This window comes from Pediococcus acidilactici (genome assembly GCF_016127815.1).
Lineage (GTDB): Bacteria > Bacillota > Bacilli > Lactobacillales > Lactobacillaceae > Pediococcus > Pediococcus acidilactici.
This window is the reverse complement of sequence record NZ_CP066046.1, coordinates 1,852,907-1,876,174: the sequence shown is the minus strand read 5'-3', so window position 1 is coordinate 1,876,174 and position 23,268 is coordinate 1,852,907. Positions and strand designations below refer to the sequence as shown.

Genomic DNA, 23,268 nt, shown 5'->3' with positions numbered 1-23,268 from the left:
AAAACAGCCTCAGTTGCAGTTATCCTTAAAGCTGTTGCTTTATTTCTTGGAGTTCCTTATTAGTAGTAATCAGTTCACTAAGTAAGTCCAGGAAGATTTCTGCTGACATCATCTGATCTTCCGCGTGGATATATAGCGGATTAACCGCATCTCCTTGCCTCGATTGCGCAAAGTCGGATAACACCTTCAAATGCGCTTTTTGAGCAACCTTCAACTCGTCTCGAGCATCTTTTAGCATCGTTTCAATTGCCGAATAGTCTGGATGTTCCGCTCGCGAATCGCCCACCGCTTCCATCAGTAAGCCCTTCGCCTGGCCCGAGTGACTAATTATTTCAAAACAAATTTCTTCTAAACCTTCCAAATCAAATTCCCCGTTTCCATTTAAAACTTGTCCACATCGATAAATTTAAACTTGTCCCAAGGCTGGATGAAGTCAATCAACGCTTGATTATTCGGTACGATTGTAGCAACCACATTTTTAAGCTCATCAGCATTTTCCATCGGTTGCTTAACGATGTTCACCTCGGCCTTATACTGTCCAAAATCATCATTACCAATCGTTACCATTCCTCGGGTCAGTTGATGCTTCGCGTTATTAACCGGAATATTGACCTGACGATACTTCAACTTAACAAAGGTCGACCGAATTGCGTAGCTGTTAATATCTCCGCGGTTGAAATGTAAATTATTCAAAATAATTTGTTTTTCTAACTCCGTAGTCCCTGGAGTAAATTGGATCAAGAACTCGGGCAACTGTTGATTTAGCTTTGCCACTTGGGCAAGTTCTTCATCACTAGCACAAGCATTGCCAATAATTACATCATCAATTAATTTAGTACTGATTAAATATTGCACTTGTTCGACAATTGGCCGCCCCCGGTGAATTTCTAGAGTTGGCAATCCCGCATTGTAGGGATGGGGACCTTGCGTGGCAACGTTGGATGAAACAAATGCTGCCGTTCGTAAGCCCATTTCTTTATACTTCTGGGTTGTTTGCAAAAAGTATTCGGTATCTAATCCGGTATAACGTTGCGGGTAAAAGTTATGGCACCCAATCATTTTTGATTTTAGTGGTCGGTAAGTCAAAATGTTCGCGACGTTGCCAGTATCGTTACTGATATTCACTTCAATCGTAAGGTCGTGCTCATCATAGGTCATCAATGATTCCGGCATCCCGTCAAAACTCATGTCTAAGCGTAAAATATCGGCTCCTAGGTCTTTAAAAAAGGACAAATCATCGTAGCTAACGTTCAATTTTTGAAACAAACCTGGATTTACGTCTAAGCTCACCCACATCTTTCGTTGCTTGGCGTGATGAATCACAGTTTTAAAACGAGCAATGGTTTCCTCTGGATCGCCTTCCAATTCAATTAAGCTCGTAAATAAACGCTGATAACCTAAATCAGCCGCTTTATCAATGTACGTGACGCATTCTGCTGTACTTTGTTTACTTGGGTAAACTGATATGCCAAACATCACCTAGTCATCTACTTTCTCTAATTTAAGTTGGTTTTTATCGTATGCCTTAAAGAATGGCCAATAAATCACCATCGAAATCAAAATATTCACTATACATAAGACGATTGCTCGCCAGTCAAATCCGGTCGCCATCCACGCTCCAATCGGGCCTGGTAACGTCCACGGTGCCACTGCGGTCGTGTACGCGACCATGTGCAATTTCATTGCTAAATAGGTAACCGCCGCCATTGCCGTTGGTGCAAGTACGAACGGTACCGCAAAATAAGGGTTCATAATGATAGGAATTCCAAAAATCAACGGTTCGTTGATGTTAAAAATGGCCGGAATGATGGTGACTGCCCCCATCGTTTTACTAAACTTGGCCTTACTGAAAAATGCCAGTAGAATCGCTAAGGAAAGGGTGGCTCCGGCTCCACCGACCCAAACAAACCATTGGAAAAATTGTTCCGTCATAAAGTGAACTGGTGCGCCGCCGTGCGCGATTGCATCAGTGTTGGCATTGAGGTTAGCGTACCAATATGGATACAGAATTGGAGTGGCAATAACCATTCCGTGCACCCCGAAGAGCCAAATAATGGTAATCAAGAATACCGGGATTACCGCAGAAAGGAAGGTATCATGACCAAAGTAGCCGATCGGCGAGAAAATCCAGGTCAAAATTCCATTAACGTCCAGCTTCAAAATTTCTTTTAGAACGAACGACACCACGATAATTACTACCCCAGGCATTAATGCGCTAAACGATTTCCCCACCGCACTTGGTACGCCCTCTGGCATTTTGATAATTAAATTCTTTTTATAGAAGAACCGCACTACTTCTACTGAAAAAATGGCACACAGAATTGCGGTAAACAGTCCTTGAGCTCCCATATTTGCCAATGGAAGGTAAGTTCCTGGTTCCATTCCGGCTGTCTTAGCACTTAAAACGTTTGGAACAATTGCTAAAATAAAAAATGACATTTCAGCTAAGACGGATGTAGAAACTGGGTCTAAATCATAAAATTTACATAAACTAGAAGTAATCGAGAATACACAATAGACCGCCATCAAACTGATGGAATAGTACATTGGAATTGACAACATGGATGCATAGGGTTGAATAAATGCTTTCCAAGCATCGATTGGTAAATTCAATAAAATTGTAAAGAACGAACCAATAATTGAAACGGGAATAATTACAGCCATCCCGTCCCGGATTGCGGTTAAATAGCGGTTGTTGGCCACCGCTCCCATTTTCTCGGAAATTGTATCAAAGTTCATGGTCAGCCTCCTTATTAACTAGTTGAAACAGTTCCTTTGCCTTTGCAGGAGTGTACATCGTCATTGGAATCAGCACTAATTTAGCACCCTTTTCTTCAGCTAATCCGGCGATGTATTTTTTCCTAAACGAAACTTGGGGTGCGAGAAGGACAATTTGATAATCCTTTTCTTGTAAGTCGTCTTCGACGCGGTCAATACTAGACTCGTTAACTTCCCAAGTAACTCCGTTGTTTTGGGCTTCCTTGCTCAAAGCTTCCGCCAAAATTGACGAACTCATCCCGCCACCACACGCTAATAAAATGTTCATGATAAATTCCTCCTTTAGATTTGAAACGTTTCATTTTTAGAGTAAAAATAAAATTTCCTGCTGAACATCACCACCTTCTTTTGAATCGTTTCATTTTCACCGAAATAATAACACGCCCCTCTAAATAACGCAAGCGCTTTCAAAAAACATTTTGCAAACTTAATTACCTACTTTTATTTGCCAATCCGTCCTTAAAGCCACTAGCGCTGCCTAAGTACGTAGGCTATTTTTACAATAAATAGTTTCATAATTGCCTTCCTTACCTTTCACCAAACGTTCGATCAATAGTCGTCCCGCCGTCTTTCCAATCGTGGCGACCGGTTGTTCAATCGAGCTAATTGATGGATAAAAAATATCGTTAACAAAAAAGTGGTCAAACACTAGCATTTCAACGTGCCTTTTTGAAAAATTTTGTCTCAAGACCTTTAAAGCACCTAATGACATATAATAATTGATCACGAAAAGCGCCTCAATTTCCGGGTGCTTAGTAAGTAAGCGGGTTGTCCCCTCCACTCCTGATTGAATGGTATAGTTTCCTTGCCAAATATACTGCTGATTAATGGGTAAGTCATGTTCTCTTAGAGCATCTTCATATCCGCCCTGACGTTCTCGGGAAATGTAATTCCGAGGTTGCCCCGAGATAATGCCAATTTTTTGGTAACCGCGGTTAATTAAATCCACCACGCCTTCCCGCGATGACTCATAATTATTAACTAAAACCACGTCGGATTGAATCCCGTGAATCGGTGCGTCAATTGCTACAATCGGCACGGCTTGTTCCACCACTTTTTCCAACATGGGAGAACTTTCGTCTTGGTGAAAGACTACAATTGCGTCAATCGAGCGGTTTAACAGGAACTCGATCTTTTCTTCAAAACGTTGTTTATCTTCTCGGCAATCACAGATAATAATGCTGTAGCCATAATTTTCCACGTAATTTTCAATTTCGGATACAATCGACATTGAAAAAAAGTCGGTCAAACTATTTACTACAATCCCGATTGACATACTTTTGTTCTTCTTTAACCCACTTGCAATAATATTTTGATGATAATCGAGTTCATCCATGGCTTTTTTGATTCGACTAGCAGTCTTGGGTTTTAATCTTTTGCCATTCAAATAATTTGAAACTGAACCCAACGAGACTCCTGCCCGTAACGCCACATCTTTAACCGTCGCCATTTCAATCCTCCTAAATCATCTCGTACTGTGATGTTTTTAAGTTGATTGTATCAAACTACCACCCGCTTTGAGATAGATTTGTGGAATTGTCTTTTAGAACTTTGTTAGTTTTCAACGTCTTCTCTTCAATTTACTAATCACCAACCCGCATAAAATTTCACCCGCTAAATTTTTTATAACTAATACTTTATTTAATAATTTCTGTTATGATGAAGGGGTTAAATCAGAATTAGAGGTCAAAGATATGGGGTATATGTATTTATCATTTGCCATCGTTGGTGAATTAATTGGAGATAATTTATTAAAGGCGTCAGCCGGTTTTACGCGTCCAGTTTACGGCATTTCTGCGTTACTTTCGTATGGAATTTGCTTTTACTTTTTCTCGCTTTCGCTAAAAACAATTAACCTAAACATTGCGTATGCAGTGTGGGCAGGCATTGGCATTTTGCTAACTGCCGTGATTGCGTTCCTTTTTTGGAAGGAACCGATCAACCTAGGCAATATTTTAGGAATCTTCTTCATCATTGTGGGGGTCGTGATTCTTAGTTTTTACGGTGAAAATTAAGATTAAATAGAACGACTCGCTTAATTTACTAGCTTCAAAGGGCGACAGGTTCCGCTTAATTCAAAGAGAGTGTGACCAAAGTCGGGTAGTTTGCGAGCATTAACTGAAAATTGACCATGATGCCAAAATCAGGCCCGACGGTCAATTTTTGGTTAAGTGGAACCAACTGACTTTTGGCACACGTTTTGGCTTTATTGAAGGCAAAACACCAAAACGACTTTTTAAGAATCTTTTCATCCATGAAAAGCATTTCTTTAGTTTTTTCAGCCTCTTTTTTTAATTTGCCACTCTAATCCTTACTAAATTGGTAAAATTCGTCCACCACTTAAATTATGGCTGACCATGTTAAACTAGAAATGGTAATTAACGAAGGGAATCATCCAAAGTTAAAATTATTGTCGGCCGATTAATGCAAAGTGCCGGCATCATCTAAAATAGGGAGTGTACTACATATGCTTAAGGAATTTAAAGAATTTGTTTCACGTGGAAACGTCCTTGATTTAGCCGTTGGGGTTATCATCGGGGGTGCTTTTACTTCAATCGTTAAGGCGTTGGTCAACTATTTAATTAACCCATTAATTGGCCTTTTCGTTGGAGGAATTGATTTTTCAGACTGGTCATTCAAGGTGGCTGGCGCTACCTTTAAATTTGGGAGCTTCATCAACGCCGTCATTAACTTTTTAATTATCGCCTTCGTGGTCTTTATTATCGTAAAAACCGTTAATAAGTTTGTACCTAAGAAAGCTGCAGAGGAAGAAAACACTGATGAAGTTGATAATAGTGAAATTTATTTAAAAGAAATCCGTGATGCGTTGGTCAAGGACCCCGACTTACTTGAACAAGTCCGTGAGCAGTCTAGCTCCAGTGAAAAGTAATCCATTACTAACTTAATTTAACCTTCATAACGAGACTCTGGAAATTACCGGGTCTCGTTTTATATTACCGTCAATTCAGGAATGCTGAACTTAAATTTAAGTTCATTTAACTAGCTGAAAGCGACCTTAAAAACGGTCGAAAAATGAAGAACCTCAATCGGGTTTTTGGGATATACCAAAAACCAAACTTTTCCCTCCACGTAAAAGAGCTTAAATTTATTTTTTAACAAATAAGCGATATTACTTGAATGTAAGCGCATTCTTTTGCACAATAGAACCATAACGAAAAAGGAGCTGATTTTTTTATGGCATACCAATCTGTAAATCCATATACTGGAAAATTAATTCAAACATATCCAAGCACCACTGATCAAGAGGTCGAAGTTGCTTTAAAAAATGCCGATGAATTTTACCAACTTGCCAAAACTCAACCTATCGAAAAACGAGCTGAGAAACTACAATTAATTGCGGACACCTTCCGGGAAAATCTCGATGACTACGCCCGTTTAATCACTACCAACATGGGAATGCTTTTCACCGAAGCACAAGCAGAGGTTAAAAAAACTATTGAGTTTGCGGAATACTACGCCCAAAACGCCGCTAAACTATTGGAAGACACCCCCTACAATGACGTTCCGGGCGTTCGTGCTCACGTTAAATACCAATCCATTGGGGCAATTTTGTTAGTTGAGCCTTGGAACTTCCCGTACACCCAAATCATGCGCGTATTTGCTCCTAATTTCATGGTGGGAAACCCCGTTTTATTGAAGGATCCTAGCATAATTCCGGACTGTTCCGATGCCTTTGCCACGGTTACTCAAAAAGCTGGCATCCCTACCGGAGCTTTCAAAAACTTATTGATCAACTATGACCAAGTCAACACCATCATTGCTGATCCACGTGTTCAAGGAGTCGCTTTAACTGGTTCGGAAGGCGCCGGAAAGAAGATTGCGGCCGAAGCTGGCGCGAACCTGAAGAAATCGACCATGGAGCTAGGCGGAACCGACGTATTCATCGTTACGGAAGATGCGGATCTTGACCAGGCAATTAAAGTTGGCGCGAAAGCCCGGTTAACCAACGCTGGACAAGTTTGCACTTCCGCTAAACGATTCATTATTAATTCAAAAGTTTACGACCAGTTCTTAGACGGACTAATCGCGGAGTTTGCTAAACGAAAAATTGGTGATCCCCAAGATCCGAAAACTACTCTTGCGCCACTTTCTTCCAAGTCTGCTCAAGAAAAACTACAAAAACAGGTTGATATGGCCATCGCCGGCGGTGCTGAATTGCTTTGGGGAGACAATACGCCGTTTGAAGGGCCTGGCGCTAGTTTCCACCCGTTGATTCTTAGTGGCATGCAACCCGACAATCCGATGTATGACCAAGAGCTCTTTGGTCCAGTTGCACAAGTTTATAAAGTCGACAGTGACGAAGAAGCAATTGAGCTCGCAAACGCCTCACAACACGGACTAGGCGGTACCGTCTTTGCTGGCGATTTAGACCGTGCTGAAAAGCTCGCTTCCCAAATCGAAACTGGTCAAGTCGCCATTAACCAAATGCTAACTTCACACGCAAGCCTTCCGTTTGGGGGCGTAAAACTTTCAGGCTACGGACGGGAATTAAGTGACCTGGGAATTCGCGAATTTGTTAACGCTAAGACGATTATTGATGGATAAAAATCGTTAAATCGTTTATTATTAAAATGTAAGCGGATTCATAAGTTCGTTTAAAATTGTCGGAGTTAGTGAGGAATGACGTATGTTAAAAGAATTAGTTATTAATGCTGGTAGTTCAACTTTGAAATGGAAATTATTCTCCATGCCTGATGAGCAAATCTTAGCGAGCGGATTGGTTGATCGAATTGATTTGCCTGCCTCCGTTTTTACTGCTCAACAACCCGGGCAAGAAAAGTACCGCATTACCCAAGATAATATTACCTACGATTTAGCAGCTACCATGGTGCTTTCGTACCTAAAAGATCAAGGGGTCGTGGAACATCTTCACGAAATTAGCGGAATTGGTCATCGCGTTGTCGCTGGGGGTGAGTATTTTAAAGATTCTGTCTTAGTAGACAATGAAGTTTTGGCTCAGATTAAGGAACTCTCCCAGTACGCCCCGCTGCACAACCCCATTGAGGCGCGCTATATTGAGATTTTCATGCAGCTATTGCCTAAAGCGCGACAAGTCGCCGTTTTCGACACTTCATTGTACGCAGAAATGCCAAAAGTAAACTACCTTTACCCCATTCCTTACGAGTATTACACCGAGTACGGTGTGCGGAAATATGGTGCGCACGGAACTAGCCACCGTTACGTTGCCCAACGGGCTGCCGAAATGCTCGATCGGCCGTTAGAAGACCTAAAATTAATCACCTGCCATTTGGGATCCGGTTCGTCAATCACCGCCTTCGACCACGGTCAGGTTATCGATACTTCGATGGGCTTCACTCCGCTAGGCGGGGTAATGATGGCGACTCGAGCAGGCGATTTGGATGCTTCCCTCGTGGCTTTCCTAGCTGAGAAATTAGAAATTAGCGTAGAAGAAGTTGTTGACATCCTCAACCAAAAATCAGGTTTATTAGGCATCTCCCAGCTTTCTCCCGACCAACGGGATCTGGAAGAAGCTGCACCTACCAACCCCCAAGCGCAACTGGCTTTAGATATGTTCATTAATCGGGTTGTCCGTTTTATCGGAAGCTACGTTGCAGAACTTGGCGGTTTAGACGCAATTGTCTTCACCGCAGGCTGCGGAGAGAATGCGATTGAAGTACGCAAAAAAATTGCTGACCAACTTAGTTACTTTGGTTTGGCAGTCGACGCCTCCCGCAATGACGTCCGGGGCAAAGAACGGAAAATCAGCCCTAACAATGCTGCGGTAGACGTGTTAGTGGTTCCTACTAACGAAGAATTAATGATTGTACGAGACGTTCAACGTTTGGCAAATTAATCTCCCTAAAGTGTGACAGCAGAACTGCTGGATTGGTTTTTGTTACTTCATTTATTAAAATTTAAGCCTAAAGAATCGGAAAAACTAAAAAAATTCTTTTCCCCAAAGAAACTTTTTTGAAAAAATAATTTTGGCTTTAATAGCGTCAAGACGTGCGCCAAAAGTTAGTTTATTCCGTTCAATTCCAAATCGATCATTATGCCCAATTCAGGCATAGTGGTCGATTTTTAGTTACGCCGTAAACTTGTTCCACGCTCTTTTGGTTTTGTCTAATTAAAATTTATTTGATATTTCCTATTGACTTTCAATAGTGTTAACTTCATAATGTGGCTTAAGCAATATTATATGTCATATAGTATAAGGAGGAGTAATGTGGCAATTCAAATTCCCACCGCCTTACTTGATGGGTGCGTACTTGGCATTTTAAACCATGCCGATTATTACGGGTACGCCCTAACCCAGAAAGTCCAAGAGCACATCCCCGTTTCCGAATCCACCATGTATCCCGTTTTAAGGCGACTGAAAAAAGCTAATCTACTTACCACCTACGATGAACCCTATCAAGGACGGAATCGTCGCTATTATCAAATCACTGCTGAAGGTCAAGCGCAGTTAACTGAAGTTCAGCACGAGTGGCTCACTTTTAAAAACCAAATCGACCAATTACTTGGAGGAGTTGAATCAGATGCATGAATACATCGATGAACTAAAGTCCCATTTAACCGAACTAACTGCAGAAGAACAGTTAGATGTAATTAATTTTTATACCGAATACCTTGCAGACGCCGGAATTGAAACGTATGCCGCAGCCGTTGATAAGCTCGGCACGCCGGTCCAGTTGGCTAGGAAAGTGCTTGCTGATTATTCGATCAAGGCTAGCCAAACCATGGACGACACTGGTGCGCAAACCCAATCTAAGCAACCGCAACGTGACGTACGCACCATTTGGCTGATCATTTTAGCAATCCTCTCCTTTGCTACGCCAGTGGGTCTGATCATCCCCGCCATCCTCATCACCATTTGCGTGGTTCCGTTCAGCATTATTTTTTCGATAGTTGTCACTATTGCTGCCTTCTTTTTAGGGTTACTGCTGATGGGCGTAATTTTAATTGGGGCGGGCGGTTACATAATCTTCACTTCATTTTGGGCGGGAGTCTTAGTTCTCGGAATTGGCTTTACTGCTTTGGGGTTGTTTTTATTGCTTCTCCCAATCTTCCACTGGCTTACGGTGAACGGGATCCACCTCGTTTCCCAATTATTCCAGAAATTATACAACTTCCTCAACGAAAAAAATCATTTCGGAAAGAGGGTATAAACCCATGAAAAAAACTTTTATCGTTGGATTTGCACTAACCATTCTTGGAATCATCTTTATCACCATTGCTTCGCTTAACAACGCTTTTTATGATGTTCCTCAAATAAACGAACAAATTCATTTTGTTAGTCCGCATTCAGTCACTAAATCTTATCGTCAGGTTCGTTCCATTGAACTTAAAACCCCAAATGACGTTAAGGTTGAAGCTTATGATGGCAAGTCGGTAAAGGTGTCCGCACCGACTTCCCTAAATCAAATCCATTACCAATCTGGCTCCCGGCGATTAACCATTGGGGCAGCGGGAGTGAACCATTTACTAACTTCACTTCTCAACCGTTATGACTACTCTGACCCCATTTTAATTAAAATTCCGCGGCAAACCACCCTTCGTTCGGTAAAGGGCAGCTCCACCGGCGAACTTAATTTTTCCGCTTTAAACGTCGATCAACTTCGATTACGGGGAACTGATGAAGTTCATTTAAACAACGTGAAGGTCAACGGGCTCTTAAGAATTAGTGGTGAAGCTGACCTAAATTTAAATAACGTAACGGCTGACAACTTGAATATTAACAATGATGGCGAAGTAGACATTCAAAACTCCGACTTTCAAAAGCAGCCCGCTTCAATTGCTAACGCCGACGATATTTCAATCACCAATACCAAACTTAATCGTGCCAATTTAACTTCATCCGATGGTGATATTAACTTAAATGAACTTCAGATTACGCACGAATTGACCGTCCGCACGAGCGACGGTGACATTCATGCCGTTTTAAATTCAGCTAAAAACCTTGCCGTCTCCGCCACAGCTAACGACGGAAAAACTACGATCTTCGGTCACTCCCGACGCCACTTTACCGATGGTAATTTAGCAACCAATTATTCATTTAGCACTAACGATGGCGATATCCATATTGAATAATTTTTTTAACCGATTGGAGGGTAAATATAATGCAATCGATCATTGAAGTACAACATCTAAACAAAAACTATTACTATGGTCAGCATTCCCAATTGAAGCCCGTTTTAAGCAACGTGAATTTGTCGGTCAAGTCCGGGGAGTTTTTAAGCATCGTAGGCCCTTCTGGAAGTGGTAAAACTACGCTAATTAAGTGTATTGCCGGTTTACTATCACCCTCAGGAGGAACCGTTGCGATTAACGGCACCAATCCTTTTCAACTTAGCCCGCGCAAACTAGCCCAATTTCGGCGAACGACGGTGGGTATGATTTTTCAACAGTATAACCTAGTTCCTTACCTTTCTCCGTACGAAAACGCCATCCTGCCGCTCCGGCTTGCTCGTAAGCCCATTAAACGTTCTCGCGTAACCGCTCTTTTATCAAAAATGAAGTTCAACGGCAATTTATTCGGCAACGTTACCGATTTATCTGGTGGTGAACAGCAAAAGGTGGCCATTGCGCGTGAAATTCTTGCAGGAGCTAGCGTAGTTTTTGCCGATGAACCCACCGGCGCACTTGATTCTAAATCAGGAGCAATTGTAATGCGGCTTTTGCAAAAGTTAGTTCAGCGTGGCACCACCCTCGTAATGGTCACCCATAACCTAGAGCTAGCCGCTCAAAGTGATCGAGTAATCATTTTAAACGACGGCCGCCTTACGCATAGTATTTCAAACCCCACGGCTACAGATTTAATTTATCTTCAGGGGGGAACCTCATCATGATTAGAATTGGCATTAAGGAATTTCGCTACCAATTTAACAATTGGTTAGGCGCTTTAGCTGTATTTATTGCGGCTAGTTTAGTAAGTTCCAGCTGTTTAATTATTTATTTTCCGCTGGCACCCGTTGTCCACCATTCTGAAGTCACCAATGCGCTCTTTATTACTCCACTGAGCTTTGGCCTCGTAACCCTCTTTGTGGTAATCAGCGGCGTCATTGGAACCATTGGAAAAGCGCTCGCTAAAGAACACGCCCGACTGGCTCAACTAGGGTCTAACCCCGCCCAATTAGCTCAAATTACCGCGGTACAGATGGTTTTAGTTAGTTCATTAGGAACTTTGATAGGCTATTTTGTGGCCCTTCCCTTAGCTCAAGAAATGTACCACCTCATTCAAAACGAAGCGGGGAAAGCTTACATTCCTTCCGTTGTAATCAATTACCAGTTAAATTCGTTCTGCGCAGTTTGAGGGCTCACCTTAATCATTACCTACGTTTCAAGCTTTCTTTATAGTTACCACACTTTAGTGAAAATGAAAAATATCAAGCAACACCGCTTTTTGAAAATTCTGAAAACCGTTTTTTTCGGCATCGTGGTTATGCTAACCATCTCAGGGATCCTTTGGGAGTACTACCAAATCTACTTTGCTACCAAAGATATTAAACCTACCGATACTTTTCAGCTATTATTGTTCCTTACCGCCGCTTTAGTTTGGCTGGTTGGCAATCACTTAATCAAGCTCAGTCTCCGTTTAATTTACTATGGAGTGCGTAAACTAGGTACGCGGACGCTAAATACCGCATTTTATCGAGTTAACCGCCATTCTTCACGATTAACTACCCTAATTAAACCTTTTTTAATCGCGCTGCTACTGCTTTCAGGGATTCTTCATTTAGTTCTGGAATTGCTTAATATGCAACGCGTCCGGAGCCTTACTGGAGTGTTCCTCGTGTTACTGATTTATTTGGGCCCCACCTTGATTATCGTTGCCGGCAATATGATTTCCTTAACCATTATGGAAAGAAACATTGCAAAACAAGATTTCACGCAATTGAGGGTTTTAGGTTATTCCCCCGGTGATATTTTATTGGAACAAATTCAGGAAGGAGCTCTGTATAGCTTGACGGTTGGCTTTTTGATGGCAATTTTTAACTTACTATTCTTTGCCGCCATCCGTTTTGTGAAAAACCGGGTGTTTGACGTTGCCTATTTTTCCCTTGACTGGATTTCCGTTTTATATTGGCCAATCTTAGCTAGTACGGCATGTTTCATCCTGGTCTTCTTACTTGGTAGTGTCCGAGTAAAGGCTGCTTGATCCTAAGCTAAGAAGTGCTAAAAGTTAGTACTTAGCGCGCTTAATAAAAAGGAAACGGGACAACTTCGGACGATTTGTAAACATTAACTAAAAATCGACCATTATGCTAATTATTGGCATAATAGTCGATTTGGGTTTTAAGGGGGACAAATTGACCTTTGGCGCACGTTTTGAACCTACTTAAATTCAACACCACGAAACCTTCTAACGTTCTTGACGCCATTGCATTACTAATTCCGGTTGTTGCGTCGCTTCATCAATTTGCCGCTTAATAGTTTGAAAATTATGACTCAAATAGAATCGAATTGCCGCCGGATTTTGCTCATATACTGCCAAACTAAGTTCAGAGTAATCGTGTTGGAGCTGCGTCACTAACCGGCCGCCAATTCCTTGTCCTTGCACACCAGCAGACACAAAAATCCCCGCCAGATAGTTTTCTTGTAGTCCCGCAAAGCCTCGAATACAGCGCTCGTCCTCAGCAACGTAAACCGTTGCCTACCGCATTGCCGCCTGCACTGCCCCTTGATTTTGCTTCCAGTATTGGGAATCCACAAAATGGTGCGCAGATAAATTTCCGTCCAACCAAATTGCCATAATTTGGTCCAATTGAACTTCAGTAATGTTTTTTAACCGATGAATTTTAATTTAGATCGACCTTCTTTCAGAAAATTTAAAAGTAATTAAGGAATGCTAAATAATTCAGCCTTTTGCTCGTATTTGTTAACTGAAGGTGCTATTTTTAGAGTCGAAGGAGTTGATTTAGATGACATTTGCAATTTCGCGCTTTTTTTGGGTCGCGGCCACCATTTTTAACGTAATTTTAGGCGCTATTGGCGCGGTGTTGCCAATCATGCCCGGCACTCCCTTTTTCATTTTAGCATTCTTCTGCTTAAAAAAAGCCTCTCCCGAGCTGCATCAACGAATCGTACATACTAAACTAATGGTATGGTTAGAAACTAAGTTTCCGCTTTTAGAGCACTGGTTGCACTAAATAACTGATTTGGTCAGCTCAAACGAACTTAAATTGAACTTCAGAATTTGTTTAAAAGACTTGATTTAACTTAAAAAGAACCGCCCCTAAGAACAGTACTAGGGGCGGTTCTTTTTTCAAAATGTAAAACATGTTTGACTTTACATATAAAAGGTGTTTTACTAAAAATGTAAAAAGTATTTTACATTTAATAAGGGAGCAATAACCATGGAAAACAGCATTACTAGGCGCCGTAAGCACCTTAAGCTCTCTCAAGCTGAAGTTGCTCAGTTAGCTGGGGTTACGCGGCAAACAATTAACGCCATCGAAAATAACAAATATGATCCATCACTCTCCCTAGCTTTTGAACTAGCTCATATTTTAAATACTACAGTAGATCAATTATTTATGTATTCTCGGGAGGTAGACCATGAGTAGAACACAACGGTTGGTACACTTTGATTTTTGGATGAATAATTTTTTGATTCTTCCCCTCCTCATTATTAGCTTAGCACTAAGTAATCTTTTACCTGGATTAGCCACTTTTGCTATCGCCTTCTTAATTACCACGGTCGGTGGAGCCATCCAACGCCACCACCATCAATCCATGGGCGTTAAATATAATCAGTTCTTCTACCCTGGCGACGACGAACGTGAACAAAAAATTGTTTATGCAATCTTACGTTCGGTAACTTCCTGGTTCATCGCCAGCTGCTTTATTTTATTCCTTTCCTTACTGTTCATTCCGCTTTTCACCCTCAGTGCTAAAACCACCATCGCCTTTATTGGTACGGGGCTCACCGTAATTTTTTTAACGGCGAATGCAATCTACTACTTTTTATGGTTTAAATACGACCCGCAATAAGTAAATTAAGCACTGATAACAAAAGCCGGATAATTTATGGGCACCAATTAAAAAACGACTATTATGCCAAATTCAGGCTTAATAGTCGTTTTTGGATTAAGTAAAATAAACTGCCTTTTGGGTGCGCGTTTTGGTCCCTTAAAGACAACGCACCCAGAGATTTTCCAAAAAGAATTCATCCTTAGAAAAGGATTTTTTCTCTGCCTCTTAGTTTATTATTTACTTATGGTACGGGCTCCCCGATTGAATCATAAAAGCCCGGTAAATTTGTTCCGTTAGCACCAACCGCATCAGCTGGTGTGGCAGGGTGAAACGTCCAAATGAAATTGCCGTGTCAGCTCGTTTCATTACTGCTGAGCTTAAACCTAGCGAACCGCCAATAACGAAGGTGATGTCTGAATGTCCATACGTGGTTAATTTCGCGATCTCTTCGGCCAGCTCTTCTGAAGAACGCTCCTTACCATTAATCTCTAGGGTAAAGACGTATTCACGATCCTTAATCTTAGCTAAAATGCGTTCGCCTTCCTTTTCCTTGACCATTTCCATCTGGGCGTCACTTAAACTTTCGGGCGCTTTTTCATCCGGGACTTCAATAATTTGAAATTTGCAGAATTTAGAAAGTCGTTTGGCGTATTCTGCAATCCCCTGTTTCAGATATTTCTCTTTTAACTTTCCCACACCAATAATTTTGATATTCACTGTTTATCCACATCCTATCCTCAAGTTATCCACAAAGTTTTCCACAGGCATTTTGAAATACTCACAATATATTGGGTCGAATTTATGTTCGCCACCACATTTATTTCTTTGGATTTGTCAACAGCATTTTTACTTATCCACAGTTTTCCACCTTCATTTTTAAAATTTTGTTACCGCTACAAACGTTGTCATGACGGCGTTTTTTACCTTAAAATTCACTTTTTAATTTTTTTATCCACATTTTCCACCGCAACCTGTGGAAAACTTTTCTACAAGTCCGAAGGTCGGTTTAATCAGTTTTGTGCACAACTTTATTTCCTCCTCTAAAGTTATGAACAAAGTTATCCACAGTTTTCCACACGGAACTACAACTGTACTTCAATTGTCCTTCCGCCTAAATCGCTATCATTAATTTTTGAACTAACTTTGAATTCACCAAAACTAATTTACGTTCTTGCCCACCTTTTACTGCCGGATAGAAAACTGGGTTCCGCCACCAAATATTTTTGGCAGAATCCAGTTTGCAAGCTAACTACTTATTGAATTTCTACTAGCTTCCCAATTGACAATAAATACAGGTACTTTTCATTAACTGGTTTACCCAGAATATTACTTAATGCTTGCGCATATAGGTTAACCTGACCCTGGTACCGATCAATCACTTTTTGAATCCCTTGCTGCGGGCTGCCTGGGAGTACAAAGTCGGTTTTGTAGTCCAGCAGAATTACTCGGCCATCTAATTCGAAGTACGCATCAATAATTCCGTGAATTAAAACGTCCTGATTGCCAACTACATTAGGAAATAGCCCTTTTGCCGGCAACAGCAATGAGAACGCCTCTTCACGGTGCACTTGTTCGGGATGAGCCAACATTAATTGTCCTAATTCACTTTCGAAGAAGTCTAAGATGCTGTTGATTCGAATTCGCTTCGCTACGGCTTCTTCTAATACCTGATTCATCACTAACTCACGGATTTTATCCTTGATTACTGCCTCAGTAACCGGTTCTCGCAAATCAAGCTGCTGCAAAATCAAGTGGGTCGCCGTTCCGATCTCAGTTGGTTTAGGTTGGCTAACTTCGCTCATAAAGCGAGGCGTCATCAATTGATCGGTGACAAATCGTTTCTGCGGACGAATTTTTTGGTCACGGTCGACCGCACTAAAGTCCATCTCTAATTTGTCCGGATCGTCAAAAAACCGTTTAATTTCCGATACGGACTGGTAGGCCGTCGTTTGGGTTGCTTCAATATCGTGATATTTGAAGTTCAAAATCGCCCGAATTTGTTCTGCATCATTAATGTCGCTATTCACGTCCACTTTTTCTAACGTTGGTGGCGGTCCTTGCTCAATTCCCGTGTCAGAACGCTGCCCAGCCAGTAAATCAGCGCGGTTAACGACCTTCAATTTAACTTCAACTCCCGCGGCAGAGTCCAATTTTCGTGAACTAACATCGGGATAATCTTCCGTAACGGATGGCACCCGCATAATCGCCATTCCAATCCAATCGAGAAAGTTTTTCGCCTTTCCCCGCTCAGCTTCCGGCAACAGCAGCTCACCCGTGTCAGCTGCCTGGGCCCACTTTTCTAGCGTTGGGGTAGCAGCCTTTAGCGCTCCGGTAATGATTAACTTTTGTTGTGCACGGGTTAGAGCAACGTAGAGCACCCGGAGCTCTTCGGCGAGCATTTTACGTTGCCGTACGTCAATAATCCAGTTTTTTTGCATCGTGTCGACTTCTAAGCGGTGCACAAAGTCCTTCACGGTAATTCCCATCCCCGCATCACGATCCAACACGTAGCGGCCCTTAGTGTCGCTATTATTAAACCCGTGATCCGCATCGATCAGGAACACGATTGGAAACTCTAATCCCTTACTACTATGGATGGTCATTAATTTTACGGCTTCCGTATCGGTAACTACCGGATTTTCTGCCAAATCTTTATTCTTTTCGCGCATTTTCTCTACAAAACGCACGAATTGAAATAACCCTTTAAAACTGGACTCTTCATAGCTCTGGGCCCGGTCATATAAAGCATGAAGGTTATTTTGCCGTTGCGGTCCGTCCGGCATTCCGCCAACGTAATCCAAGTACCCGGTCTCTTGGTAAATCTCCCAAAGCAAATCTACCAGCGTGCATTGTTGGGAAAGCTTCCGAAAATGCTGTAATTGATCTAAGAACTGGTCAATTTTACGTTTTAAGTTGGCTTGGAATTCATTTTGGTAATCAATCTTAAACTCATTTTGGAAATACAATACCGACTCAAAATAATGCCCGTTCTTTTTAGAAATCCGCAAAAAGGCCAGCTCGTTTTCATCAAGGCCAACAATTGGCGAACGTAAAACGGCCGCTAATGGGATGTCCTGGTACGGATTATCAATAATCTTCAAGAGGGCCATCATGATCGAAACTTCGGTCGTTTGGAAATAGTCTTGGGCATTGCTAACTTCAATTGGGATACCGTACTTTTTGAAGGTGTCCACGATGTTAAGATTGTTATTCCCCGTCGAATGCAGCAATGCAATATCACTATATTTCAAAGGCCGCATTTCCTGCGTATCTCGATCGAAAACTTCGATTTGATCCGCAAATAGCCGCTTAATTCGTTGCGCAATCATTTGCAACTGCCCGTCGTTTTTATCGGTGATTATCGCCCCAGGTTCTTGGTCAGCCGTATTTTCGTTTTGCTGATCGTCAAATAATAGAACTTCCGTGTCATTCTGAACTTCAGCGGGGTAATATTTCGCGCCGAACTTCAGCTGTGCATCGGCGTCGTAGGCAATTTCTCCCACCGCCTGGTCCATGATTTGGTTAAAAATCAAGTTGGTAAAATCATCAACGTTTTGCATAGAACGGAAATTTTCCGCCAGAATAATCCGTTCGTCTGGTTGCCCAGATTGTTTAAATCGCCGGCTTTTACTAATGAATAAGCTGGGGTCCGCCATTCGGAAGGCGTAAATTGACTGTTTAACGTCCCCCACCATGAACATGTTTCCAGGATCTTCACGAGCCACCGCCGTCAAAATGGTCTCCTGAAGCGGGTTAATATCTTGGTATTCATCGACAATTACTTCGTTAAATTTCTCCTGGAAATTCCGCCGAACTGCCTGACCCTCTTCGGACTGGTTTTGCAAAATTTGTAACGCAAAGTGCTCTAGGTCACTAAAATCCAGGGAACGCCGCGTTAACTTTTCCTGTAAAAAGCGGTCTGAAAATTGCTGCTGAACTTCAATTAACTTCAGCATTAACTCCCGCGCGTCCTTAAAAATGGCGATTAACTGGTCATTTTTTAGTTTAAAGTAACGCTCTACTAATCCGTTAAATTCAGCTTTAAATTCGTTGCGTAACGGCTTAGCTTCTAAATTAAACTCTTGAACTTCAGGCTTTTTCCCACGCGGTAGCTGAGCAAACTTAAAGTTAACCATTGCCTGTTGCAAGGCATCCCAGTTAGGCTGATCAAATTGATCAATCACGGTTTTTAAACCGGCTACTTCCGCTTGGAAATTAGCGGCCGCTTTTTGCAAAGGCTCGCCGCCGTTAATTGCACGTTCGGTAAGGTTAAGGTCCGTTTGATAAATTTGAATCAGCTGCGTTTTTATCTTTGCGAGGATTTGTTTCACAAAATCCATTTCCATTACCTGATCAGTTTGTACTTCATAATTATTGGCAATCTTAGTTAGCCACGCTTCAGGATCCGGGTTGGCGTTCGCAAATTCGAACAAGTCCAACATTAATTCCTGTAAACCAGCATCCGAACGGTCGTTAGAAAAATTCCGCGTTAAGCGTGCAAATTGGCCATCCTCATCACTTTCGTACAGTTCCTCCCGTAAGTCGGCCCACACCTGTTCCTTCAATAACTCACTTTCCGTAGGATCCATGATGCGAAAGGCTGGATCTAAGTCGATTACGTAGTAGTAGTTGCGGATCACCGCCATACAGAAAGCGTGCAAAGTACTGATATTAGCGTTATTTAATTTGCCGAGCTGTAGCGAAAGGTGGTTTTGTAAGTCAGCATCCTTAACCTCACTAATCTTTTTCATAATTGCCGCTCGGATCCGTTCCTTCATTTCAGCAGCGGCTGCTTCAGTGAAAGTCACGACCAGGAGACGATCCACGTCTTCTCCGTTGATAATCTTTTGAATTACCCGTTCAACTAAAACCGAGGTCTTTCCCGATCCAGCGGAGGCCGAAACTAAAATATTATGCCCCGAACTATCAATTGCTTGTTGTTGACTAGGTGTGTAAGTTCTAGTTGCCATTCTTCTTGCGTTCCTCCTCAATCTTCCTTAAGACCGTTTCTTTATCGAGTTTTTCTAAGACCCGGTAATTATTTTCCGGTAGCATTGCGTCAAATTGCATAATTTCTTTATATGGTGAATATTCCAGCGCGGTCGTCCGGTCTGGCCATTGTACCGGGTTCAAATCGACTTCACCACTAAAGATTCGTTTTCCAGCTTCAATGACCTTCTCTTCGGCATGTTTAATTAAATCCTGAAGTTCAGTTTCACTGACGACGTTGTTTAAGCTAGCCTTGGTTAAGCTACCGCTCTTAGTGAAATCAAACGGGTACACTGCCGATTTACCAGTTTCAGCGACCGTTTTATCAATTTCCTTCAACAGTTCTTCGTTGTTCAACACGAACCCGTTTAAAGAAAACTTTTTGAAGAGTGCCTGTTGCAATTGATCTTCGTCTTGCACCTTCAAATCGGTAGCCTTTAATAACGGATCTTGGAAAATCATGTATAGCGCGCTTGATAGTCGTGCTTGTTCGTGAGGATCAATCCGTTGCCGATTTTGCTGCACAACGTCTAAATATAACAACATCTGCATTGCCAGCCCGTAATAAGCATCGGCAAAGTCGAACTTACGCGTGCTCGACTTGTAATCGACCACTCCTAAATATGGTTGACCTTCAATATTAATTTTGTCGATGCGGTCGATTTTACCGCGGACGTTAACTTCCTGTTTTCCATTAACTTTGAAGTTCAACGCAGGTAAGCCTTCCTTCAAGCCAATTTGGCCAAACATTTGCTCTGAAGCAATTGGCCGCATTCTGGTCTGAGCTAATTGTTTAAAAATCGCCGTAACCATCGTTTCCACCGTACGATCTAACTGCTTTCTCAAGTAACCCATTCGGTAGGTGCTATTAAATTGATCAAACTGCGAATCTTGGCGCATGTTTTCTAAAACTCGTTTGGTAACCTGTTTTATCTGTGTTTGATTAACTTCATTGAAGTTCAGATCCGCTTGAGTAATTACTTTTACTAGGTTATCCATCGCAGCGTGGAAGTACTGCCCGGTATCCGCCGGGCTTAAATCCGCCGTTTCCCGTTCTTGCAGTTTCAAACCGTACTTCAAGAAGTATGAATATTCATTGCGGAAAAATTCTTCGAGTTTCGAAACCGAAGCGTAAATTTTATCACCATATAACTGCGTGACGATGTCCGGTTTTAACTTGCGAGGGACGTTCTTATAACTTAAACTCCCCATCAGTCGTTCGGTTAAATCATGCCAGCGGCCAGCCTCTAAGATGCTGTAAATTAAATTCCACCGTACGTCAGCCGGTTGCTTACTTTCCTTCATGGAACGAGCATACTGAACTAAATGGCTCAGCGTACTCCGTTTTGAACCGATAAACGGTTGAATAAGCGGCTGGTCCACGGTCGGACGACTAGGCAAACATTGAACTTCAATTTCAAAGTAAGCCTTAATTCGTTCCACGTAAGGCGACAATTTAAAGTCAGTTCCGTCATTGCCCCTTTTTGGATAGGTAAAGATTAACCTTTGAGAACCAATCATAAAGGTTAGGTAGTTTAAATAAGGTTCCTGACGCATTTGTCGCTCGTTACTCATCTTAAGGAATTGGTCATCTGCAAGCTGGTCACTAACTTGCGCCTTACCTTCCTGACTCAAAAAATCATTATCCTGAATTTGTTCCGGCATGGCCCGGTCGGTTGCGCCAATGATGAAGACCACCTTCCGATCCATCATTTGCACCATGCCGCTTTCTGAAATAAGCACCTGATCCAAAGTGGATGGGATTTGAGAGTAGGTCGCATTTTCAAAGCCAGCATTTAATAAACCAATGAAATTATTGGAATCAAACGGCTGGTCACCTAAAATGTCCACAAATTCATCCAGCATCGTCACAAACGTTTCCCAAGTCTGCTCTGGTTCAGCAGCCTTGGCCAAGTTACCGTCTTCAATCCATTGGTCGCGCCAGGCCAGCAACCGCTGGTCCACGTGGTTACGAATTAAAAACTGGTACAGTGCCTTGGCCGCCTCCGCGCCATTTTCAGCTACCGCCAACTGGTTGAAAAACGGGTTGACCGTTTTAACTACGTAATCCTTAATCTCGTTAATCCGTCGGTTAATTTCACGTTCCTCGTCGGTTTGCTGCTCCATATCAACGTCATTGAAACGTTGGTATTGCCACGGAGCTTTTTGCAGCCACTTACTGCCGTAAATCCCCTGGCGCAGCACGTAGTTTTCCGTAATTTGGACGCTTTTGACGAAATCCTTTCCGTCTGGGTCGGCGTCATTTTCAGGACGGAGAAGGCCAGTTTTCAGCAAGCGCATTACGTCTTCGTAACGAAAATGCCGCTTTTGAACGTCGAACAACGCGTTAATCAGTTCTAGTAGGGGATGGTTTTTCATCGCCACTTGCATATCGTAAAAAATCGGAATATCAAACTGATCGAAAATTGGCTTAATAATTGTGTCGTAGTCGTTCAAATGACGAGTTAACACTGAAAAATCGGAGAAATTTAGCCGATCATCCTTCGTCATCATTTGGCGAATTGCCGTGGCTACGTGCTCTACTTCGGCATACCGACTGTTAAATTCGAGCACCTCCACACTGTTATTTTGCTCATGTCCATTCTGACCAAGCTGTCCCTGCGTAGATGCAACCCAGTAGCGCTCTAGTTTTCTTAGGTCGTCATTTACCCGTTTTTTAGTCACCACTCGTGGAGAAGCCACTTGAATCCTGTTTTCACAAGCCCATTCATTTATTTTGAAAAATAATTTTTCATTTTCAAAAAACAAGCTATTTTCTGAAAGTTTTTCATTTAGTGGATTACGCTCCATTACTAAGTCAATTACGACGGTCGCGTTAGCCTTAATCAATGTCTGAATTAAATTAAGCTCTTCCGCAGTAAAATTAGAAAAACCGCTAATCACAAAGCTTTGTGCATGTAAATCCATTTTGGCTAACTGGTCGGTTAATGCACGCAAGATATCACTGCTATCGACAAACTTTTGTTGAATTGCTTCGTCATAAGCCGTATAGATGATGTTTAAATCATGCAACTTAGCCATCAAGTCTAACTGGGGATCTTCATTTTCGGCTAGTTGATCAATGATTTGACTTAAATTTTCAGGGCTTACGTTTCCTTGTTTAAATTCTGCCAATTGGCTAGTGATTTCTTGAATTAAACCAAGTTGTGCATCAATGTTATGGAATAATAATAGTTCATCCTGATGCTCCACGATAATTCGGTAGAGTAACATACTGGTACTTGAATTAGTCAAACGGGGATATTGGTAAATGCTACTATTACGTAAGAAAAACCACGCTAATCGGCTAATCGATAAAATTTGAATATCCTTTTGCGCAAAAACCGGGCCCGCTGAATCGCTTTTTTCGCGGAGTTTTTGCAACAATTGAATTTCAGATTGGAACTTAATGTGGTTAGGTACCAAATAGTAAATTTTACGTTGCTTTTGTTGTTGCTGAAGTTCAATTATTGTTTCAGCAACCGCATCTAAATGGTCGACGCTGGCCGGCCCGTACATAAATTTAAGTGGCATAATTCCTCC

21 protein-coding genes and 1 pseudogene are annotated in these 23,268 nt (G+C 42.0%); 13 read left to right on the top strand and 9 right to left on the bottom strand.

The features are described from left to right. Positions 1–25: 25 nt before the first annotated feature. The 5 genes from I6H64_RS09130 to I6H64_RS09110 all read right to left on the bottom strand — a co-directional run bounded on the left by I6H64_RS09130 (position 26) and on the right by I6H64_RS09110 (position 4,228). A complete protein-coding gene (locus I6H64_RS09130; RefSeq protein WP_036685316.1) occupies positions 26–361 on the bottom strand; it encodes a PTS sugar transporter subunit IIA in 336 nt (111 codons plus the stop codon). 20 nt (positions 362–381) lie between these two features. Beyond that, positions 382–1,476: a DUF871 domain-containing protein gene (locus I6H64_RS09125; protein ID WP_036685314.1), complete on the bottom strand. Its 1,095-nt coding sequence runs from the start codon at positions 1,474–1,476 to the stop codon at positions 382–384. A gap of 3 nt (positions 1,477–1,479) precedes the next feature. After that, positions 1,480–2,739 carry a PTS sugar transporter subunit IIC gene (locus tag I6H64_RS09120; protein ID WP_002829379.1) on the bottom strand — a complete coding sequence of 420 codons (1,260 nt, stop codon included), beginning with the start codon at positions 2,737–2,739 and terminating at the stop codon, positions 1,480–1,482. Continuing rightward, positions 2,729–3,046: a PTS sugar transporter subunit IIB gene (locus I6H64_RS09115; protein WP_002829377.1), complete on the bottom strand. Its 318-nt coding sequence runs from the start codon at positions 3,044–3,046 to the stop codon at positions 2,729–2,731. The genes I6H64_RS09120 and I6H64_RS09115 overlap by 11 nt, the downstream gene beginning before the upstream one ends. Positions 3,047–3,256: 210 nt before the next feature. Next, on the bottom strand, positions 3,257–4,228 hold the full coding sequence (locus tag I6H64_RS09110) for a LacI family DNA-binding transcriptional regulator (protein WP_008841490.1): 972 nt from the start codon (positions 4,226–4,228) through the stop codon (positions 3,257–3,259). 244 nt (positions 4,229–4,472) lie between these two features. Between I6H64_RS09110 and I6H64_RS09105 the strand changes: the two genes are divergently transcribed. The 10 genes from I6H64_RS09105 to I6H64_RS09060 all read left to right on the top strand — a co-directional run bounded on the left by I6H64_RS09105 (position 4,473) and on the right by I6H64_RS09060 (position 12,919). Then, positions 4,473–4,793: a DMT family transporter gene (locus I6H64_RS09105; protein ID WP_002829375.1), complete on the top strand. Its 321-nt coding sequence runs from the start codon at positions 4,473–4,475 to the stop codon at positions 4,791–4,793. Positions 4,794–5,245: 452 nt separating this feature from the next. Then, on the top strand, positions 5,246–5,668 hold the full coding sequence (gene mscL, locus I6H64_RS09100; RefSeq protein ID WP_008841488.1) for a large-conductance mechanosensitive channel protein MscL: 423 nt from the start codon (positions 5,246–5,248) through the stop codon (positions 5,666–5,668). 305 nt (positions 5,669–5,973) lie between these two features. After that, the gene (locus tag I6H64_RS09095) at positions 5,974–7,344 is read left to right on the top strand and encodes an NAD-dependent succinate-semialdehyde dehydrogenase (RefSeq protein WP_002832634.1); all 1,371 of its coding nucleotides are present in this window, start codon (positions 5,974–5,976) and stop codon (positions 7,342–7,344) included. Between the two features lie 82 nt (positions 7,345–7,426). After that, positions 7,427–8,614: an acetate/propionate family kinase gene (locus I6H64_RS09090; protein WP_056985121.1), complete on the top strand. Its 1,188-nt coding sequence runs from the start codon at positions 7,427–7,429 to the stop codon at positions 8,612–8,614. Between the two features lie 372 nt (positions 8,615–8,986). Further along, the gene (locus I6H64_RS09085) at positions 8,987–9,307 is read left to right on the top strand and encodes a PadR family transcriptional regulator (protein WP_008841485.1); all 321 of its coding nucleotides are present in this window, start codon (positions 8,987–8,989) and stop codon (positions 9,305–9,307) included. Beyond that, positions 9,300–9,929, top strand: coding sequence for a DUF1700 domain-containing protein (locus I6H64_RS09080; protein WP_008841484.1), 630 nt, complete (start codon positions 9,300–9,302; stop codon positions 9,927–9,929). The genes I6H64_RS09085 and I6H64_RS09080 overlap by 8 nt, the downstream gene beginning before the upstream one ends. A gap of 4 nt (positions 9,930–9,933) precedes the next feature. Further along, positions 9,934–10,851: a DUF4097 family beta strand repeat-containing protein gene (locus tag I6H64_RS09075; RefSeq protein WP_008841483.1), complete on the top strand. Its 918-nt coding sequence runs from the start codon at positions 9,934–9,936 to the stop codon at positions 10,849–10,851. Between the two features lie 29 nt (positions 10,852–10,880). Continuing rightward, positions 10,881–11,609: an ABC transporter ATP-binding protein gene (locus tag I6H64_RS09070; protein ID WP_008841482.1), complete on the top strand. Its 729-nt coding sequence runs from the start codon at positions 10,881–10,883 to the stop codon at positions 11,607–11,609. Further along, a complete protein-coding gene (locus I6H64_RS10215) occupies positions 11,606–12,073 on the top strand; it encodes a hypothetical protein (protein ID WP_008841481.1) in 468 nt (155 codons plus the stop codon). Before I6H64_RS09070 ends, I6H64_RS10215 begins: the two co-directional genes overlap by 4 nt. 63 nt (positions 12,074–12,136) lie before the next feature. Beyond that, positions 12,137–12,919: an ABC transporter permease family protein gene (locus tag I6H64_RS09060; RefSeq protein ID WP_232623504.1), complete on the top strand. Its 783-nt coding sequence runs from the start codon at positions 12,137–12,139 to the stop codon at positions 12,917–12,919. 204 nt (positions 12,920–13,123) lie between these two features. On the opposite strand, the pseudogene I6H64_RS10210 reads toward I6H64_RS09060, so the two are convergent. Then, positions 13,124–13,399 (bottom strand): annotated as a pseudogene (locus I6H64_RS10210) (GNAT family N-acetyltransferase); the annotation flags it as partial. Positions 13,400–13,682: 283 nt separating this feature from the next. Here I6H64_RS10210 and I6H64_RS09050 point away from each other — a divergent pair. The 3 genes from I6H64_RS09050 to I6H64_RS09040 all read left to right on the top strand — a co-directional run bounded on the left by I6H64_RS09050 (position 13,683) and on the right by I6H64_RS09040 (position 14,754). After that, the gene (locus tag I6H64_RS09050) at positions 13,683–13,910 is read left to right on the top strand and encodes a DUF454 family protein (protein WP_002829364.1); all 228 of its coding nucleotides are present in this window, start codon (positions 13,683–13,685) and stop codon (positions 13,908–13,910) included. Between the two features lie 207 nt (positions 13,911–14,117). Next, positions 14,118–14,327, top strand: a complete 210-nt coding sequence (locus tag I6H64_RS09045) for a helix-turn-helix transcriptional regulator (RefSeq protein ID WP_008841478.1) — start codon at positions 14,118–14,120, stop codon at positions 14,325–14,327. Next, positions 14,320–14,754 (top strand): hypothetical protein, encoded by a 435-nt coding sequence (locus tag I6H64_RS09040; RefSeq protein WP_008841477.1) that lies wholly within the window; start codon positions 14,320–14,322, stop codon positions 14,752–14,754. The genes I6H64_RS09045 and I6H64_RS09040 overlap by 8 nt, the downstream gene beginning before the upstream one ends. Before the next feature lie 219 nt (positions 14,755–14,973). Here I6H64_RS09040 and rlmH read toward each other — a convergent pair whose 3' ends face one another. The 3 genes from rlmH to I6H64_RS09025 form a co-directional block, all read right to left on the bottom strand. Next, positions 14,974–15,453 (bottom strand): 23S rRNA (pseudouridine(1915)-N(3))-methyltransferase RlmH, encoded by a 480-nt coding sequence (rlmH, locus tag I6H64_RS09035; protein ID WP_008841476.1) that lies wholly within the window; start codon positions 15,451–15,453, stop codon positions 14,974–14,976. Positions 15,454–15,989: 536 nt separating this feature from the next. Beyond that, complete coding sequence (gene addA, locus I6H64_RS09030) at positions 15,990–19,706, bottom strand: helicase-exonuclease AddAB subunit AddA (protein WP_056985119.1); 3,717 nt, start codon at positions 19,704–19,706, stop codon at positions 15,990–15,992. Continuing rightward, positions 19,696–23,259, bottom strand: a complete 3,564-nt coding sequence (locus tag I6H64_RS09025; RefSeq protein ID WP_008841473.1) for a PD-(D/E)XK nuclease family protein — start codon at positions 23,257–23,259, stop codon at positions 19,696–19,698. Before I6H64_RS09025 ends, addA begins: the two co-directional genes overlap by 11 nt. Positions 23,260–23,268: the final 9 nt, after the last annotated feature.

Coding starts and splice junctions, on each gene's coding strand:
- I6H64_RS09050 (WP_002829364.1), top strand. CDS start 13,683: ATGACATTTGCAATTTCGCGCTTTTTTTGGGTCGCGGCCACCATTTTT.
- I6H64_RS09045 (WP_008841478.1), top strand. CDS start 14,118: ATGGAAAACAGCATTACTAGGCGCCGTAAGCACCTTAAGCTCTCTCAA.
- I6H64_RS09125 (WP_036685314.1), bottom strand. CDS start 1,476: ATGTTTGGCATATCAGTTTACCCAAGTAAACAAAGTACAGCAGAATGC.
- addA (WP_056985119.1), bottom strand. CDS start 19,706: ATGGCAACTAGAACTTACACACCTAGTCAACAACAAGCAATTGATAGT.
- I6H64_RS09025 (WP_008841473.1), bottom strand. CDS start 23,259: ATGCCACTTAAATTTATGTACGGGCCGGCCAGCGTCGACCATTTAGAT.
- I6H64_RS09070 (WP_008841482.1), top strand. CDS start 10,881: ATGCAATCGATCATTGAAGTACAACATCTAAACAAAAACTATTACTAT.
- mscL (WP_008841488.1), top strand. CDS start 5,246: ATGCTTAAGGAATTTAAAGAATTTGTTTCACGTGGAAACGTCCTTGAT.
- I6H64_RS09105 (WP_002829375.1), top strand. CDS start 4,473: ATGGGGTATATGTATTTATCATTTGCCATCGTTGGTGAATTAATTGGA.
- I6H64_RS09115 (WP_002829377.1), bottom strand. CDS start 3,046: ATGAACATTTTATTAGCGTGTGGTGGCGGGATGAGTTCGTCAATTTTG.
- I6H64_RS09110 (WP_008841490.1), bottom strand. CDS start 4,228: ATGGCGACGGTTAAAGATGTGGCGTTACGGGCAGGAGTCTCGTTGGGT.
- I6H64_RS09120 (WP_002829379.1), bottom strand. CDS start 2,739: ATGAACTTTGATACAATTTCCGAGAAAATGGGAGCGGTGGCCAACAAC.
- I6H64_RS09095 (WP_002832634.1), top strand. CDS start 5,974: ATGGCATACCAATCTGTAAATCCATATACTGGAAAATTAATTCAAACA.
- I6H64_RS09060 (WP_232623504.1), top strand. CDS start 12,137: ATGAAAAATATCAAGCAACACCGCTTTTTGAAAATTCTGAAAACCGTT.
- I6H64_RS09075 (WP_008841483.1), top strand. CDS start 9,934: ATGAAAAAAACTTTTATCGTTGGATTTGCACTAACCATTCTTGGAATC.
- I6H64_RS10215 (WP_008841481.1), top strand. CDS start 11,606: ATGATTAGAATTGGCATTAAGGAATTTCGCTACCAATTTAACAATTGG.
- I6H64_RS09080 (WP_008841484.1), top strand. CDS start 9,300: ATGCATGAATACATCGATGAACTAAAGTCCCATTTAACCGAACTAACT.
- I6H64_RS09090 (WP_056985121.1), top strand. CDS start 7,427: ATGTTAAAAGAATTAGTTATTAATGCTGGTAGTTCAACTTTGAAATGG.
- I6H64_RS09040 (WP_008841477.1), top strand. CDS start 14,320: ATGAGTAGAACACAACGGTTGGTACACTTTGATTTTTGGATGAATAAT.